Origin of the sequence: Cupriavidus basilensis (assembly GCF_029335485.1) — a bacterium.
In the GTDB taxonomy this organism is placed as follows: domain Bacteria; phylum Pseudomonadota; class Gammaproteobacteria; order Burkholderiales; family Burkholderiaceae; genus Cupriavidus; species Cupriavidus basilensis_E.
In genome coordinates, this window is the sequence record NZ_JARJLM010000281.1 from 1 (window position 1) to 14,396 (window position 14,396).

Consider the following 14,396-nt stretch of genomic DNA (forward strand, 5'->3'; position numbering starts at 1 on the left):
CGCTGGCTGCCTGCCCGCGCAGAGCGAGGCTTACCTGATACAGCAGGTTGTCTTCCGGGTTGCGCCGGCTGGAAAAACCGAATTCCCGCATCAGCGCCAGCATGCGCCGGTTTTCGCTCAATACGTCGCCGCGCAGCAGGTGCAGGCCGGCTGCCTGCGCCGCATCGCGCAGACGCAGGATCAGCCGGCGGCCGATGCCCTTGCCCTGCCAGTCGTCGGCCACGGCCACCGCGAATTCGGCAATCCCTTCGTCCGTCACCACATAGTTGCCGTTGGCGACGATGACCGGCTGGCCATCGACTTCCGCCGTGACTACCAGGGCCAGGCCGGCATGGCTCGCGACAAACAGGTTGATCACGTCATCCGACACGCGCCCGCCGGTCAGGAAGCGGTAATACCGGCTTTCGCGCGACAAGGCCTGCACAAAGGCGCGCTCCTGCTCCACGTCGCCGGGACTTACGGCCCGCACCACCACTCGCTTTCCGCCAGCCAGCAGCCAGCTTTGCGCGCATTCCGGGCAGGCTGCGTGCGAGCCGGCCGCAGGCGGATGCGATTGGCCGGCCAGGCTGAAGTGCTCTATGGTCTGCATGTCCGGCTCCTGACTTCAAATTTCATAGTCAGCAGTATAGGCAATACCCTGACTTTTTCAAATGAAGTCAGCCTGCTATGCTGGATTCATGCAACCCCGTCCTGACGACCTTCTCCACTGCTCGATCGCCGCGACCCTCTCCCTGATCGGAGAGAAGTGGACGATCCTGATCCTGCGCGACATTTTTCAAGGTATCAGGCGCTTCGACGACTTCCTGGAACGGCTGCAATGCTCCCCCGCTGTGCTGTCGGCACGGCTCAAGACCTTGACCGAGGCTGGCATCCTGCGCCGCGTGGGCTATCGGGAGCCGGGCGAGCGGGAGCGTTTCGAGTACCGGCCGACGCGCGCCGCCGTGGAGTTGCTGCCGGTCATCATTGGCCTGATGCAATGGGGCGACCGTCACCTGACGGCCGACGGCAAGGGGCCGGTGGATCTGCTCACCCGCTCGGAGCGGCGCCCTGTGCGGGCCGCGCTGGTCGATGACCAGGGCCAACTGGTGCAGCCCAACGATATCGAGATGTCCCGCGCGCGCCGACAGGCGGAGGCTGTGGCCGAAAGCGAATCCACGACGGCGCCAGCCACGCGGGCGTGAGGCAGGCCCCGGGCCCCTGAAAAGCGCCTCGGCCAGACCCGCGCCCGGCGATCAGCCCGCCCGCGTTCCAAACGAAAGACGGCCGTGCGGGCTGAATTGCGCATAGCGGCCTGTAGGCGGGTGGAACAGAAAGGGGCCTTCATCGCCGAGCATCAGGAACTGTTCCCAGTATGCGGAAAACAGCCCAAACTCGGTCGCGTAGATGCGCTCCTTCATAAGGACAAAGAAGACCTCCTCCTCGTTGTTCAGCCCAAATTCCTCAACCAGAAGCGCGGTCACGCTTGCATGCATCGGGGCAGCGGGCGCGTTCCGGCTGATGTCGCGCAGCCGGTCCGGCTCCTGAATCCCTGACGCAAGCCAATGATGCCGCGGCAAGAGCATGGGGTGGCGCGCCAGGCGATCTGACGATATATGGGCTTCCCAAAAAGCACTTGCGCCTTGTTGTGAAAGGGGCCGGATCAGGGATCTCCGGGATTGCGATAGCGCGCAGTCCGGCTCGAAGAACGGCCAGTCTTCTTCAGCCTCGAGGGACCGGATCATACCGAATCCGCGATGAAGTCACGCAGCCATTGATGCGCGGGGTCGCGATGGGAGCGCTCATGCCAGAGCATGGCCATCTCGAAGCCCGGCACATCGACGGGTGGCTCGACAACCTGCAGCGTGGTAGTGCCGCTGACCAGGCGCGAAGGGAGCATCGCCACGAGGTCGGTGCTCTCAAGGACCGACCTGACAAACAGGAAGTGCGGAACGGAAAGCACAACCTGACGCGCCAGGCCTGCCTGCGATAGTGCCTGGTCCGTGACGCCGCGAAATCCCCCGCCATCCGGCGACACGATCACGTGATCGAGTTCGCAGAATTGCGCAAGCGTTGGCCGTCTCTTCAGGCGCGGATGACCCGCGCGGCCTGCCAGGACATACCGCTCCGAAAAAAGCGCCCGGCAATGCAAGCCTGACGGCGCCTCCTCGCTGAGATGAAAAGCGAGATCGATCTCGCCCTGTTCCGCTTGCTTGGCTATGCGCGGCGGAACCGCTTCCAGGACTGCCAGCCGGGCACCGGGCGCCGCCGAGCGCAAGGCGGCCAAAGCTGGCAGCAGGATCGCCGATTCGCTGTAGTCGGTAGCGGCTACGCGCCAGGTATGGCTAGCCTCGGCAGGATCGAAAGGGCTGGCGGGAGAGACCGCGCGCTCAAGCGCTTCAAGCGCCTGATGCAACGGCTCGCGCAATGCGTCGGCCCTTGCGGTGGGCTGCATTCCTCGCGGCCCGGGCAGCAGAAGCGGATCCCCAAAGACATCCCTCAGCTTGGCGAGATGCACGCTCACCGAGGGTTGAGAGAAGTTCAGGCGCTGCGCCGCACGCGTTACGTTGTGTTCAGACAGCAAGACATCGAGTGTGACCAGCAGGTTCAGGTCCAGCCTTCTGAGATTACTCATTGCAATACCTGGAATATTGGAAATTCATTTCCAATATACCTGACAAAGACCTACCCTGCTCTCTCCTTACCTTTGAAAGCGTTGAAAGCCCCGTCATGAATATTCTTCTGGTCTATGCCCATCCCGAACCAAAGTCCCTGAACGGCTCGCTTAGGCGCTTCTCGGTCAAACGCCTCGAGAAAGCCGGACACGTCGTCCAGGTCTCGGACCTGTATGCAATGAAGTGGAAGGCGTCGCTTGACGCGGACGACAGCCTGGACCTGCAGACTCGGCCGTCCGATATGCGCTTTGATCCGAACCTTGACTCCAGGCGTGCGTTCGAAAGCGGTCGACAAAGCCAGGACATCGCACTCGAACAGGACAAGTTACGCTGGGCGGATGCTGTCATCCTTCAGTTTCCCCTGTGGTGGTACTCGATGCCGGCGATCCTGAAAGGCTGGGTGGATCGCGTCTATGCGTCCGGCTTCGCGCATGGCGTAGGGGAACACTCCGATGCGCGCTGGGGCGACCGCTTCGGGGAAGGCACGATGGCAGGAAAGCGGGCGATGCTGATCGTCACTGCGGGCGGATGGGAGTCGCATTACAGCCCGCGGGGCGTCAATGGCCCCATGGATGACATTCTGTTCCCCATCCAGCACGGGATTCTGTATTACCCCGGCTTCAGCGTCTTGCCGCCGTTCGTGCTCTATCGGACCAGCCGAACCGACGAAGCGCGATATTCCGGTATCTGCGATGCGCTCGGACAACGTCTCGATGACATCTTCCAGACCGCGCCCATCCCGTTTCGCCCGCAGAATGGCGGCGCGTATGACATACCGGCGCTCACATTGCGAGCCGATATCTCTCCTGGCACGACCGGCTTCGCTGCGCACATCGCATAGCAACTGCGTCGCCACGCAATGCCGGCCTTCACATGCCGGCGCAAATTCGAACGGCCTCGCTCCAATGGCCGCCAGGAATCCGTCAAAAAGAGCCGCCGGCGCGGCAACCGGCAACGAAGCCTGGCCGGCTCGCCGAGCTTCAGTCCAGACCGGCCTCGCATGCGGAGAACCTGCCTTTCCCGTCGTGCTTTGCCCCATATAGCGCGGCATCGGCGCGCGAGAACAATTCGGCGGCAGTCTGGTCACTGTCGCGGCGGCGCACCGCTACGCCAACGCTGGCGTTTGCCATCACCTGATATCCGGGGAAGATGTAGGGGTCGGCCGATAGTTCCACGATGGCTTGCGCAATGCGTTGCGCGTCCGCCGAGGATCCGACATCGTCCAGCACGACGGCAAATTCGTCACCGCCAATGCGGGCGGCAGCGCCCACGTCCGAGACACTCAAGGCGAGCCGTTCGGCGAAAGCAACCAGCAGCTTGTCCCCGATTGCATGTCCGTAGCAGTCATTGACGTGCTTGAACCCGTCCAGGTCCACCAAGAGCAGTGCCATCGCGCCCTGGTTTTCATCGGCTCGCTTGATGGCCGTGGACAGGTAGCGATCAAAGCCTTTGCGGTTGAACAGTCCGGTCAGATAATCCGCCAGGGTCTGTTGTTCCAGGCGGTTGACCTGAGCCCGCGCCACTGTGACATCCCTCACGAAGACATGGAGGCCCTGCACGACATCGCAGCCTTCAGCCAGGGCAGGCTGATAGGTGATCTCGATGCATTGGTATTCGCGCAGGTCACGGGGCACCCGTTCAAAGGTAAGGCTCTCCCCGGCATAGGCGCGGTCCAGGTAGAGTTTCATGTCCGCATAGGCGGGCGCACCCCACAGTTCTTTCACGGAAAGCCCGACGATGCTGGCCGCCGGCAGCCCGAAGCGGCGCTCATATGCGGTGTTGACGAAGACATGGCGCTCGTGCGCATCGATGTAGGAGATGAGGTCCGGCACCTGGTTGGCGATGGTCTGGATCCGTCTTTCTGAAGCGTGCGCCTGCTCCTTCGCCTTCTGCAACGCTGATTCACGCTCCACCAACTGCCTGATCACCCGCGAAAAAGTGCTTGCCAGCTCGCTGACTTCATCGCGCGGCGTATCGGTTTCCGGCAGATGCGCCTCAAGGTTGCCGGGATCCCGCTGGATGGCGCGATGCAGCCGCTCCAGCGGCACCAGCAGGTGCTGGACCACGATCCACATCAGACCAACCGCGACCAGCAAGCCGATACCTCCCGCCAGCACGACCTTGCGACGGACTTGCGCCAGGGGCCCATACGCCTCCATGGCGGGAAGCGTGGCAACGAGCTCCCAGCCATTGGATTCGAGCAGGTACCTTGCAACGACTGGCTGGGTCGGCTCGAGGATCTCGAAGGCGGAAGACGTTTTCTCCGTGCCGCAGGACTCGCCGACGGCCTTGGCCGCTTTCATCAACTTCGCCCCGTCGGCATGCATCACGTAGCGGGGGTTCTGCCCGGACGACGTGAGGCAGTACATACCGGTGGCGCCCACCCGGTTGTGCGCAAGATCCAGCAGGAAATTGTTGCGCAGCAGGTTCAGGCTGCCAACCACGATGGCGCGCAAGCGCCCCTCGGGCGAGCGAAGCGCAACGGCAAGCACGAATCCCGGCGCGCCATTGTTGCGGCCGAACAATGGCTCGGAGATCGCCGTGGATGCACCTTGCACGATGCGTTGCACGTAGTCCCTGTCCGCCAACTGAAACTGCTGACTGATCGGCATGGCCGTGTTGAAGGCGAGGCGGCCGTCCGGCCAGATCAGCGAAACCGAGTTGAATGCCTCGGGTACGGCGACGGCCTGGCTGGCGAATGCCTTCAATGTCTCCGGCGAGCGCTCCAGCATTGGCGCCAGCTGTCGCGCGAGGGTGCGCAGCAGGATGGCGCGCGCTTCGAACTTTTCGTCAAGTTGCTTCGCGACCAGCTTGACCTGGGTGTCCTGCTGCGCTTGCAGGAGCTCTTTCAGGCTGATATAGGCGTAGTACTGCGCGATTGCGGCCAGCGCAATACTGAAGAGCGACACCACCAGCGCCGTCGCCAGTGCCGCGCGAGTTTTCAAAGTCCAGCGCACGAAGTACTCTTCCTTCAGGTTCTGCCCCAAGGACCCCCCTCTTCCGGCGGCCTTCAGCTCGCAATCCTTGCCTGAAACGCAGCGGTTCCGCTTTGATAACGGCAGCAGCCGGTCCGAACTTTAGCCGTGTGGACATTGGCGAGATTATTGCGGGTCATTCCCGGAAGCAGCGGCACGCGACAGCAGACTTTCAAGCTCGGCAATTCGCTGCCGGAGCGCGTCCTCCGGACCGACATCGCTGATGACGCCGTACCAGCGATCAATCCCGCCTTCATTTCATCGTCGATGGTTCGCGCTGCCTCGACATCGGTGTCCATCGCGCCTTCGGTGATCTCGATCTGCACGCGATCGAGCGAAAAGCCGCTCTGCGCGACGCGTCGACAAGCAAGCTGACAATCGCCCTATTGCGCAATTGTGACGGAGCAATATTGAATGCGAGCCGGAAAGCGCTCCCCCAATGCGAGGCCTCCGCGCATGCGCAACGCACTGCCGCGCAAGCACCCTCGCCTGGTGCTGCGCACTCCGGCACAGGGCCAGATCGCCCGGATGGCCCATATCCGCCTGATTGCGCCACCGAAAACAGCGCGCAGCACAGCCATCCCGTCCCGTTTGATATCGGCGAATATTTCCGGTAGTTGAGTCGATGCCACAGAATATGCAGCAGACAGCACCGCATCGAGAACCGGCGCCTTCCAAGGGCGCCACGCAGCCGGCACCCAGTGGCGGAGAAACGGGCATTCATGCCGATGCGCCGGATGGCGACCCCTGGCCGGATATCAGGCTACCTTGCCTGGGGTGCACGAAAGCAATGGATGCCCCATTCCGCGTCTTCCGTTGTCACGAAGCCGTGACGCTGATAGAAGCGGTTTGCGTCGCTATCGCACCGCTCGGGCGGATCGGGGCAATGGCCGTTGCCGGCCACGAAGCCCGCAGGCATCTTTCATTGGGTGGCGGTGGTCTGTGCCGGCCTGGCGGTCTCGGCTGCGGCGCCAGCTTCCGCCCGATGTTTCGCATCCAGCTTTTGCAATGCCTGCTGCAGATCATCCGGATACCGAGTGTCGCCGGGGGTGGAAGGATTGTAGCCAACGGACTCCAGTTCCTGGAGTTCTCTCAGGATGCCGGCGCGTGTGACTTGAGGCATGCCGCGCGACGCCGCCGGTTGTGCTTGGGCAAAGCCGGCAGCAAAGGACATGGGTGACGCAATGGCGAACACAAGCCATTTCAACGATCTCGTTTTCATTTCATCACTCCTTGGGTTGCTCACGCGCCGTCCGTGAAGCGCTCAGATGAACCGATGCGCGCACCATCGGTGTACGGATCGCGCTTGTCCGTGATTTTCGCGCCCTCCGAATAGACATCAAACCTGCCTGCTCTCGCGCCGTCGGTGTACGGATCGCGCGGCCCGGAAACATGGGCCGTGGCATCGACAGTAGCCATGTCGGCGACACGGTTGGATGCCTGGGCCAAGGTGGCAAATGCGGCTAGTGCAGCTAAACCCAATGGGGTCAGGATTTTCATGGCATTCTCCAATGTTGAATAGTGAGAGACTCCAAAACACATTGCGGCGAGGGTAGAGCCTCAAAGCATGCGCGCCGCGCCGGCTTGCCGTGAACCCGGAAATCGATGCGCCATGCAACTGCAAAACTGCCCTGGCTTCGCGTTTATTCCCTGTCAGCGTGCTAACTTTGGCTTGCACTGCTCAGCACCTGCCTGACACTGACGGCGTGTCCCTCAGGGTCGACCTGGGCTGCTCGTTTGGCTCCGTCAGGAGCAGGAAGAGCCGGCGCCGGGAGCCATCCGGCAACTGATGGATTTCGCGGGGCGCGTCGAGCCTGGCCTGGCGCTCCGCTTAGCCGGCGCCTGGTGAGGGCGGCTGGATATCCGATTGTCTTTGTGAGCTGCCGTTGACGGGGCGCAGCTTCGAACGACCGCAAGAGGTCGGGAAGAGCCCTGCGCTACCGTGGCGGTCAACGGCGGCTTCTCGGCAAAAAACGCCACTCCCTCCCCCACGGGCCGGCGAGACCGGCATGACCCCATTCACGGGCAAGATCATCCGTGGCCGCAAGCGCACATCCGGCGGTGCGCATATCGAACCCCGCAGGAGCAGGAAGGCGCGCACTTCAGCTTGGCTTCACCGAAGAAAGTGCACTACCGCATGCGCTGCCAACCGCGCGCTTGCAGCCCCATGCGATCATCGACTATGTTGAACCTCAAGGCCGACGTGGCCGCTTCCGTGAGGAGCGATGATGAACAGGGTCATAGGACACCTGGCCGTGCTCGTTGTCCTGGTTCTGTCTGCCTTCAATGTGGCGCAGGCATCCGACATCGACTGCAAGTCAGCGCGGAGTGCTGGTTCTGTTCGCTGCGAAGATCCACATGGCGACGGGATGAGATGTGCGCTGGTGACCGACCACCGCCCGCGCAACAAGCACCTGGTCTGCGATGATCCGCAACTCTCGATGCGCTACGAGCGCATCTACGCCGAACAGCAGCGGCTGCTGCGGACCGGCGCCACGACCGATGCCGAGGTCAGCGCCTGGCGCATCCAACGGGATGCTTGCGGCTCGGTGCGCTGTCTTGATAGCTTGTTCCACCAATGGTGGCGGTGGCGGGAGGCAGCCCGCATCAAGCCGGCACGGCCCACTCTCCCGCCAGGTACAACCGTGACAACCGGTACGGCGCCCGTCTCGCCAAAGCAGGCGCCAACACCTTCCGCGCAGGATCGGGCGACACCGGCTCAGCCGATCGCCATGCAAGAGAGCCCGCAACCGGCCGGGCCAACACCGCCGGCATCCGCTTCTTTGCAGACCTCGCCGACCTCGGTCGCAACCGGGCAAACCCAGCCCAAACCAGCCTCGGGCGCGGTGGTGTTGCCAGGCCTGCTGACAGGCTTCGCAGCCTTGGGCATTGGCACGGCCTGCCTGTGGAAACGCAAGCGCGACCGGCGTGCCACGCCAGGACATGAACGGCGCCGGGCCATCTCCGCGGCCATGGCGCTCATCTATGGCTTGCTCATCGTGAATGCGCTGCTTCTGGCATTCACGCTGGGGTTGCGTTAAACACCTCCCCGCTGCCGCCGCGACAGATCTCGCGCCCGGCCACCGGGTTGGCGTACCCGCCTTGCTTTTTACTTGTTACTTGTTACTTGCTACGCCTGCACTGTGTGTCAACGTATTCCAGAGCCCTCGGCAGCGTCTCGCGGAATGTAAGCCACTCGTGGTCGCCATCGACTATGCGAAGCTCAACTTGCTTTGGCTGCATCTGGAAGAGCCGCCAATATAGCTGCGCGGACATCAATGCAATGCCGAGGCGGTCGTGGTCGCCGGAGACGATCCACATCGGCACCTTGGTTCCGGCGTGCGCATAGGCGTCGAGGTTTGCCGGATAGTTGTGCGCTTTCCATGTCTCGGCGTCGAACCTTCCGTCGCGAACGAACTGGGGGGCGCGGCGCGAAGCCGAAGTCTCGGGCGGAAGCGGGTCATAGATCGCCGGGCTGATGATCGCCGCAGCACAGAATCGGTCGGGATACCTGAGCGCGAGATTCAGCGAGCCGTAGCCGCCCATGGACAGGCCGGCGACCGAACGCGCGCTTCGCTCGGTCGCAACCTTGTACTTGCTCTCCACATAGGGAATCAGCTCACGCATGAATGCGGTCTCTGCCTTCTCGCTGGCCCCGTCGGTCCACCAGGACGCGGGTCCGAAGCTGGGCATGACGGCCACTGTCGGGCGCATCAGCCCGCGTTTGATCAGCCCGTCGAGGGTGACAGCCGCGCCGCCCCTGTTGTTCCATGTGTTTTCGTCCTCATCGGCCCCGTGCAGCAAGTATGTGACCGGGAAGTGCCCTTGGGCTGCGTTATAGCCGTCAGGCAGATAGACCGCGATATTGACCTCATGACCAAGTACCGCCGAAGCAAATCTATCCTGCACGACTTCACCGGCGTTGGCCGCGCAGGCTACTGCCATCGTGGCGGCCGCTACAGCCCGACTTCCCCATTCCCTGAACCTCATTGACAGATTTCCCTTGTTTTGTTGTTGTTAAAAAGTGCATTTTGCATCACCACGTGTGACGGATAACAGCGTGCCACCCGTTGCGCCCGCCTTATGCTGGCAAGCGGCGGGATGGCATCTTACCCGCCCGTCGCCAGGCGCCATACGGCAGGGGCATCCTGTCTCGCGCATCTCGCGCAAACGGCCACCGCAAACCGGGTTCACAGGCAGCGAACGTTGTCCACATGAAACAAATGTAATCGTCTGTAAGTGCCACGTGCCGCGGCCCCGTTTTGACGGCAGAAGCGCCCTTCCGTTTTGGTACGATCCCGCCTTTTCCGCCAGCGCCCCGCCACAGTGAATCGTCGCTATGTATCGTTGCTTCGTGAGCATTGCGCACGGTGGCTCACCCGCATCCGGCCGCTGGCCGCCACCGGCAGCACGAAAGCCAGACTCGTTTTCCACAGCGCGCTGCGCCGCCTTCGCCATCCGACGCGACGCGGGGTCGCGCTGACGCTCGCCGCAGTGCCGGTGCTGTTCCTGCTGTACGTGCTCGCGCTCGTGCCGTTTACGCCGGGCATCGGCGACATCCGCAGAGCCCGCGCCGACCGGCCAGCGCTGATCCTGTCAGCCGACGGCAAACTGCTCGCGGCATTCAAGCCGGTCAATCGCGAGTGGGTGTCGCTCAAGCAGATCTCGCCGTACATGGTGGATGCATTGATCGCGACCGAAGACCGCCGCTTCTACGCGCATCACGGCATCGACTGGAAGCGCACCGCTTCGGCCGCGCTGCACACGTTCTCCGGCGACCGGCAAGGCGGCTCGACGATCACGCAGCAGCTCGCGCGCAACCTGTATCCCGACGAAATCGGCCGCGCGCCGACGCTCACGCGCAAGCTCAAGGAAGCGATCACGGCGTTCAAGATCGAAGCCGTGTACAGCAAGGATCAAATCCTCGAGACCTACCTGAACACGGTGCCGTTCCTGTACAACGCCTACGGCGTGGAAATGGCCGCACGCACCTATTTCCGAAAATCGGCCGATCAGCTCGACATCCTCGAAAGCGCGACGCTCGTCGGCATGCTGAAGGCCAACAGCGCCTACAACCCGGTGCTCAATCCCGAGCGCGCACTGCAGCGGCGAAATACGGTGCTCGGGCAGATGAACAAGTACGGGAAGCTCAAGCCCGCCGCGTACAACTGGTTGACGCGGCAACCGCTGAACGTGGATTTCGAGCTGCAGACCACGGCACCGGGCGCCGCGCCGCATTTCGCCGCGCAGTTGCGCAAGTGGCTGATCGCATGGGCCGATCGCAACGGCTACAACATCTATGCCGACGGGCTGGTGGTGCGCACCACCATCGATTCCCGTCTGCAGGCGATGGCGACGCAGGCGCTGAACTGGCAGACGAACCAGTTGCAATGGATCGCCGACGATGCATGGAACGAACGCACGGGCTGCTGGCCGGGCAACGAGCTGTTCCAGACGTTCATCCGGCAGACGCCCGACTACCGCGCCGCGCGCGATGCCGGCCAATCGGACCAGGCCGCGCTCAGGAAGCTTGGCACGAACCCCACGTTCGTCCGCGCGCTTTGCCGGAGCAAAACGCAGATCCAGGCGGGTTTTGTCGCCATCGATCCGCGCAACGGAGATATCAAGGCATGGGTCGGCAGCCGCGATTTCAGCGACGAGCCGTTCGATCACGTGCAGCAGGCGCGGCGTCAGCCGGGTTCGACGTTCAAGCCCTTCGTCTACGGCGCGGCCTTTGCGGACGGCGCGCGGCCGAGCGATACGATCGTCGACCGGAACGTCGCCATTCCGCTGAGCGGGCATGCGATCTGGCGGCCGACCGATGCGGAACCGCCCACCGGCCGGCCGATGACGCTGCGCGACGCGCTTGCGTATTCGCGCAACCGCGTCACCGCGCAGCTCATGCAAAAGGAAGGTCCCGAGAAGGTGGCACGGCTCGCGCGCGCGATGGGCGTGCGCGAGAGTCCGCTCGAAGCCGTGCCGTCGCTCGCGCTCGGCACGAGCCCGGTCACGCTCAAGGAAATGGTCTCGGCGTACAGCACGATCGCGAACCGCGGCGCCTACCTGGAACCGCGCATGGTCACGCGCATCGAGGATCATGACGGCAAGACGCTCGCCGAATTCGCGAGCGCATCGCCGCAACAGGCACTGCCCGCCGGCGCCGCGCGAACGCTCGCCGACGCGATGCGCGACGTCGTGAACCGGGGCACCGGCGCGGGCATCCGGACGCGCTTCGGGATTCGCGCCGACGTGGCCGGCAAGACGGGCACGTCGCAGGACAACACGGATAGCTGGTTCATCCTGATGCATCCGCAACTGGTCGCGGGCGCGTGGGTGGGCTTCGACGATGGACGTGTGACGCTCGGCAACTATTGGGGCGAAGGCGCGCACAGCGCCTTGCCGATGGTGGGCGCGTTCTACGACATGGCGCTGCGCGCGCGCGCCATCGATGCGCGCGCCCAGTTCGGCCCCGAGACCCAGCCGGCTCGCACGGTCCATCCGCGACGGCAACGACACTTCCTCTTCTGGAGGTACTGATGTCGTCGCGGGCGGAGGCGGCATTGGCTTGCACCGGCGCGGCATCCCGACCTTTTCGCTGCCCGGCGCAATCGGCGTGGTGACGAACCCGGTCGTGGCGTTCGTCCCGCTTGGGCTACTGCTTGCGGAATCGATGAAACTGCCAAAGGAGATCGGGACCGGGCTTGTCTACCTGGGCACATATGCTGGCGTCAACACTGGCATCCCCAACCCGGTGACGACTGGATCGTCACAACGCATGGCCGCTCAGTGTATTGCCTGTGACTTCAATAACTTTTCCCATCCCGCGCGCGTCGACCAGTTCGCGATGATTTGAAACATCACCTCCGCGAACCTGTTGCCTGAGCATCCTGTTCGCGCCATTCCTTGCGTTGCCGGAAGAGTGTATCGATGGCGGTGCGCGCGACCTTGCTCCACGCGAACGGCCGCGGATCGGCGAGCATGCTGAGCGCGCGCGCATAGTCGAGCGTCAAGCCCGGCGTCCACGCCATCGTGACAGCGCGCTTTCGGATTTGCGCCGCGACCCACAGCTCGGGCGTGACAAGGACGCGCAGGAGGCTGCCCCAGCCTACGCGATCACCGTGCAGGCGACTGGCCGCGCCGTCGATTGCCGCCTCGAGCGCGTTCGATACCGAGCTCGAGCAGTTCCGGTGCGTCAGGTTGTAGGTGGTGTTCTGGCGGTAGCGATCCCAGAACTGCTGCAGTTTCGCGGGATCGTAGTTCCGGATCCGCACGCGCACGGTCGACGGGCACCATGCCTTTGATTCGGTAGCGTAGTCCGGCTGGAACACGCCCGGCACGTCGTTCTCGCGCGTGGCGCGCAGGATGCGGCCGAAATCGTCCGGCGAACGATCGATCTCGACGCTCGGATACAGGCTGATGTAGATGCCCTCGGGCGACTCGAGCGCCGCATGCCCGGTGGAGATCACGCCGTTGACGTCCACGGCCGCGATGTACCGGTCGACGATCGGACGAGGCTGCGCGGGCGCTTTCGACGATCCGGTAGGCGTCCACACGTGCACCGTCAGCGCGTGTTCGTCGTCGGCAGGCGGGCCGTCCCACTCGGCCTGCTCGAACACCTGCGCGTCGCCGGGCGCGTCCTCGTCCGGCAGCAGCGCCGATTTCGGCGAGTTGCGCAGCGCCGGGTTACGCGCAAGGCGCCGCGCGCGCGCGGAAAGCGAGAGCATGTTCATGCCGCTGAAGATCAGGAACAGGCCGAGGCAGTACGGCAGCGTGCCGGCGTAGTGGGTCGGATACGGCTGATAAAAGAAGACGGCGATGAGAATCTCGGAGACGCCCCACGCAAAGGCAACCTTCCAGCGCTGGTAGCGCACCATCCATGCGGACACGCACTGCAGCAGTCCGTCGGCAAGGAACAGCGTGCCGAAGATCATCGACAGGATCAAGTTGCCGTGATGATGCCCGGCGAAGATCAGGATCGATGCGCCCACGACGGCGAAACCCTTCACGTACCGCAGCAAGCGCTGGCCGCCGACGCCCGTCCACGCAACTGCGAGGGTCACAAGGCCTTCAGCCAGGAACAGCCAGGCAAAGAAAATGATCGGAAAGTATGCGGCATTGTCCAGCGCGTCGATGAAGACCACCAAGCCTGCGACCATCCAGAACACGCCTATCCAGAAAATCGCGCGCGCACGCTTGCGCAGGTAGTCGACACCCAACAGAAGCATTACCAGCCTTACCATCGTCCCCTCCAAGGCACATTCCCGCGCGGCATCACGATGCCGCTCGGGCAGAACATGAGAGAGCATCGACCCGAATCCTATCGTTCAGAAGCGACACTAATTTCATCAGTCGTCAACCAGAGTCCCGCGCCGCACCGCGAAAGTACCTTTCCTTTGGTATCCCTTAATTCCCGCTGCCCGCCACGCCAGTAGTCGGCACGCCAATCGTCGCGATGACCAAGGCCGCCAGCCCCGCGAGGATGAAGAGCGTTGCAAAGCGCTCTGGCGGAAAACAGCAACGAAAACAACAATGCCCGTCAAGGAGAACGCGATCCCTGCCATGGTCAAGGCTCTGCCGCGATTTTTTGGCGATCGGCCCCAGCAAGATAGTGGAGCCGAGATCATATTCTAGGCTGTCATGCGGCATGATGGCTAGTTGAAAAGGGCCAGTAGCAATTCTCTATCTTTGATTATTTTTTGATAGCTTTAGAACGACTGGAGAATATCTTCTTTCGCATCAGAGATAGCGTTTGACGCCGGTCGGCCCATAT

General features: G+C 63.1%; 16 protein-coding genes. 6 read left to right on the forward strand and 10 right to left on the reverse strand.

The window, feature by feature from the left end; translation table 11 throughout:
• The coding region (locus P3W85_RS16520) for a GNAT family N-acetyltransferase (protein WP_276265568.1) at positions 1–589 on the reverse strand (589 nt) is incomplete at its 3' end.
• A gap of 88 nt (positions 590–677) precedes the next feature.
• On the opposite strand from P3W85_RS16520, the gene P3W85_RS16525 reads away from it, so the two are divergent.
• Positions 678–1,181: a winged helix-turn-helix transcriptional regulator gene (locus tag P3W85_RS16525; protein ID WP_276265569.1), complete on the forward strand. Its 504-nt coding sequence runs from the start codon at positions 678–680 to the stop codon at positions 1,179–1,181.
• 51 nt (positions 1,182–1,232) lie between these two features.
• Here P3W85_RS16525 and P3W85_RS16530 read toward each other — a convergent pair whose 3' ends face one another.
• Positions 1,233–1,721 carry a DUF2947 family protein gene (locus P3W85_RS16530; protein WP_276265570.1) on the reverse strand — a complete coding sequence of 163 codons (489 nt, stop codon included), beginning with the start codon at positions 1,719–1,721 and terminating at the stop codon, positions 1,233–1,235.
• Entirely contained in the window at positions 1,718–2,611 is an 894-nt protein-coding gene (locus tag P3W85_RS16535) for a LysR family transcriptional regulator (protein ID WP_276265571.1), read from the reverse strand. The genes P3W85_RS16530 and P3W85_RS16535 overlap by 4 nt, the downstream gene beginning before the upstream one ends.
• A 95-nt stretch (positions 2,612–2,706) precedes the next feature.
• Between P3W85_RS16535 and P3W85_RS16540 the strand changes: the two genes are divergently transcribed.
• Positions 2,707–3,492 carry an NAD(P)H-dependent oxidoreductase gene (locus P3W85_RS16540; protein WP_276265572.1) on the forward strand — a complete coding sequence of 262 codons (786 nt, stop codon included), beginning with the start codon at positions 2,707–2,709 and terminating at the stop codon, positions 3,490–3,492.
• 139 nt (positions 3,493–3,631) lie between these two features.
• Here the strand turns inward: P3W85_RS16540 and P3W85_RS16545 are convergent, their stop codons facing one another.
• Entirely contained in the window at positions 3,632–5,638 is a 2,007-nt protein-coding gene (locus P3W85_RS16545) for a sensor domain-containing diguanylate cyclase (RefSeq protein WP_276265573.1), read from the reverse strand.
• A gap of 23 nt (positions 5,639–5,661) precedes the next feature.
• Positions 5,662–5,952 carry a hypothetical protein gene (locus P3W85_RS16550; RefSeq protein ID WP_276265574.1) on the reverse strand — a complete coding sequence of 97 codons (291 nt, stop codon included), beginning with the start codon at positions 5,950–5,952 and terminating at the stop codon, positions 5,662–5,664.
• A 130-nt stretch (positions 5,953–6,082) separates the two neighbouring features.
• Here P3W85_RS16550 and P3W85_RS16555 point away from each other — a divergent pair, with 130 nt between their 5' ends.
• Positions 6,083–6,247, forward strand: a complete 165-nt coding sequence (locus P3W85_RS16555; protein WP_276265575.1) for a hypothetical protein — start codon at positions 6,083–6,085, stop codon at positions 6,245–6,247.
• Positions 6,248–6,548: 301 nt separating this feature from the next.
• Here P3W85_RS16555 and P3W85_RS16560 read toward each other — a convergent pair whose 3' ends face one another.
• Both P3W85_RS16560 and P3W85_RS16565 read right to left on the reverse strand, forming a co-directional pair.
• Entirely contained in the window at positions 6,549–6,872 is a 324-nt protein-coding gene (locus P3W85_RS16560; RefSeq protein WP_276265576.1) for a DUF4148 domain-containing protein, read from the reverse strand.
• A complete protein-coding gene (locus tag P3W85_RS16565; protein WP_276265577.1) occupies positions 6,869–7,126 on the reverse strand; it encodes a hypothetical protein in 258 nt (85 codons plus the stop codon). Before P3W85_RS16565 ends, P3W85_RS16560 begins: the two co-directional genes overlap by 4 nt.
• Positions 7,127–7,881: 755 nt before the next feature.
• Between P3W85_RS16565 and P3W85_RS16570 the strand changes: the two genes are divergently transcribed.
• Complete coding sequence (locus P3W85_RS16570; RefSeq protein WP_276265578.1) at positions 7,882–8,667, forward strand: GntR family transcriptional regulator; 786 nt, start codon at positions 7,882–7,884, stop codon at positions 8,665–8,667.
• An 82-nt stretch (positions 8,668–8,749) separates the two neighbouring features.
• Here the strand turns inward: P3W85_RS16570 and P3W85_RS16575 are convergent, their stop codons facing one another.
• Entirely contained in the window at positions 8,750–9,571 is an 822-nt protein-coding gene (locus P3W85_RS16575) for an alpha/beta hydrolase (protein ID WP_276265579.1), read from the reverse strand.
• 381 nt (positions 9,572–9,952) lie between these two features.
• On the opposite strand from P3W85_RS16575, the gene P3W85_RS16580 reads away from it, so the two are divergent.
• Positions 9,953–12,163 (forward strand): penicillin-binding protein 1A, encoded by a 2,211-nt coding sequence (locus P3W85_RS16580; RefSeq protein ID WP_276265580.1) that lies wholly within the window; start codon positions 9,953–9,955, stop codon positions 12,161–12,163.
• A gap of 28 nt (positions 12,164–12,191) precedes the next feature.
• Positions 12,192–12,479 (forward strand): hypothetical protein, encoded by a 288-nt coding sequence (locus P3W85_RS16585; RefSeq protein WP_276265581.1) that lies wholly within the window; start codon positions 12,192–12,194, stop codon positions 12,477–12,479.
• 4 nt (positions 12,480–12,483) lie between these two features.
• Here P3W85_RS16585 and P3W85_RS16590 read toward each other — a convergent pair whose 3' ends face one another.
• Entirely contained in the window at positions 12,484–13,866 is a 1,383-nt protein-coding gene (locus P3W85_RS16590; protein ID WP_035817247.1) for an HdeD family acid-resistance protein, read from the reverse strand.
• A gap of 163 nt (positions 13,867–14,029) precedes the next feature.
• Positions 14,030–14,272, reverse strand: a complete 243-nt coding sequence (locus P3W85_RS16595) for a hypothetical protein (protein WP_276265582.1) — start codon at positions 14,270–14,272, stop codon at positions 14,030–14,032.
• Positions 14,273–14,396: the final 124 nt, after the last annotated feature.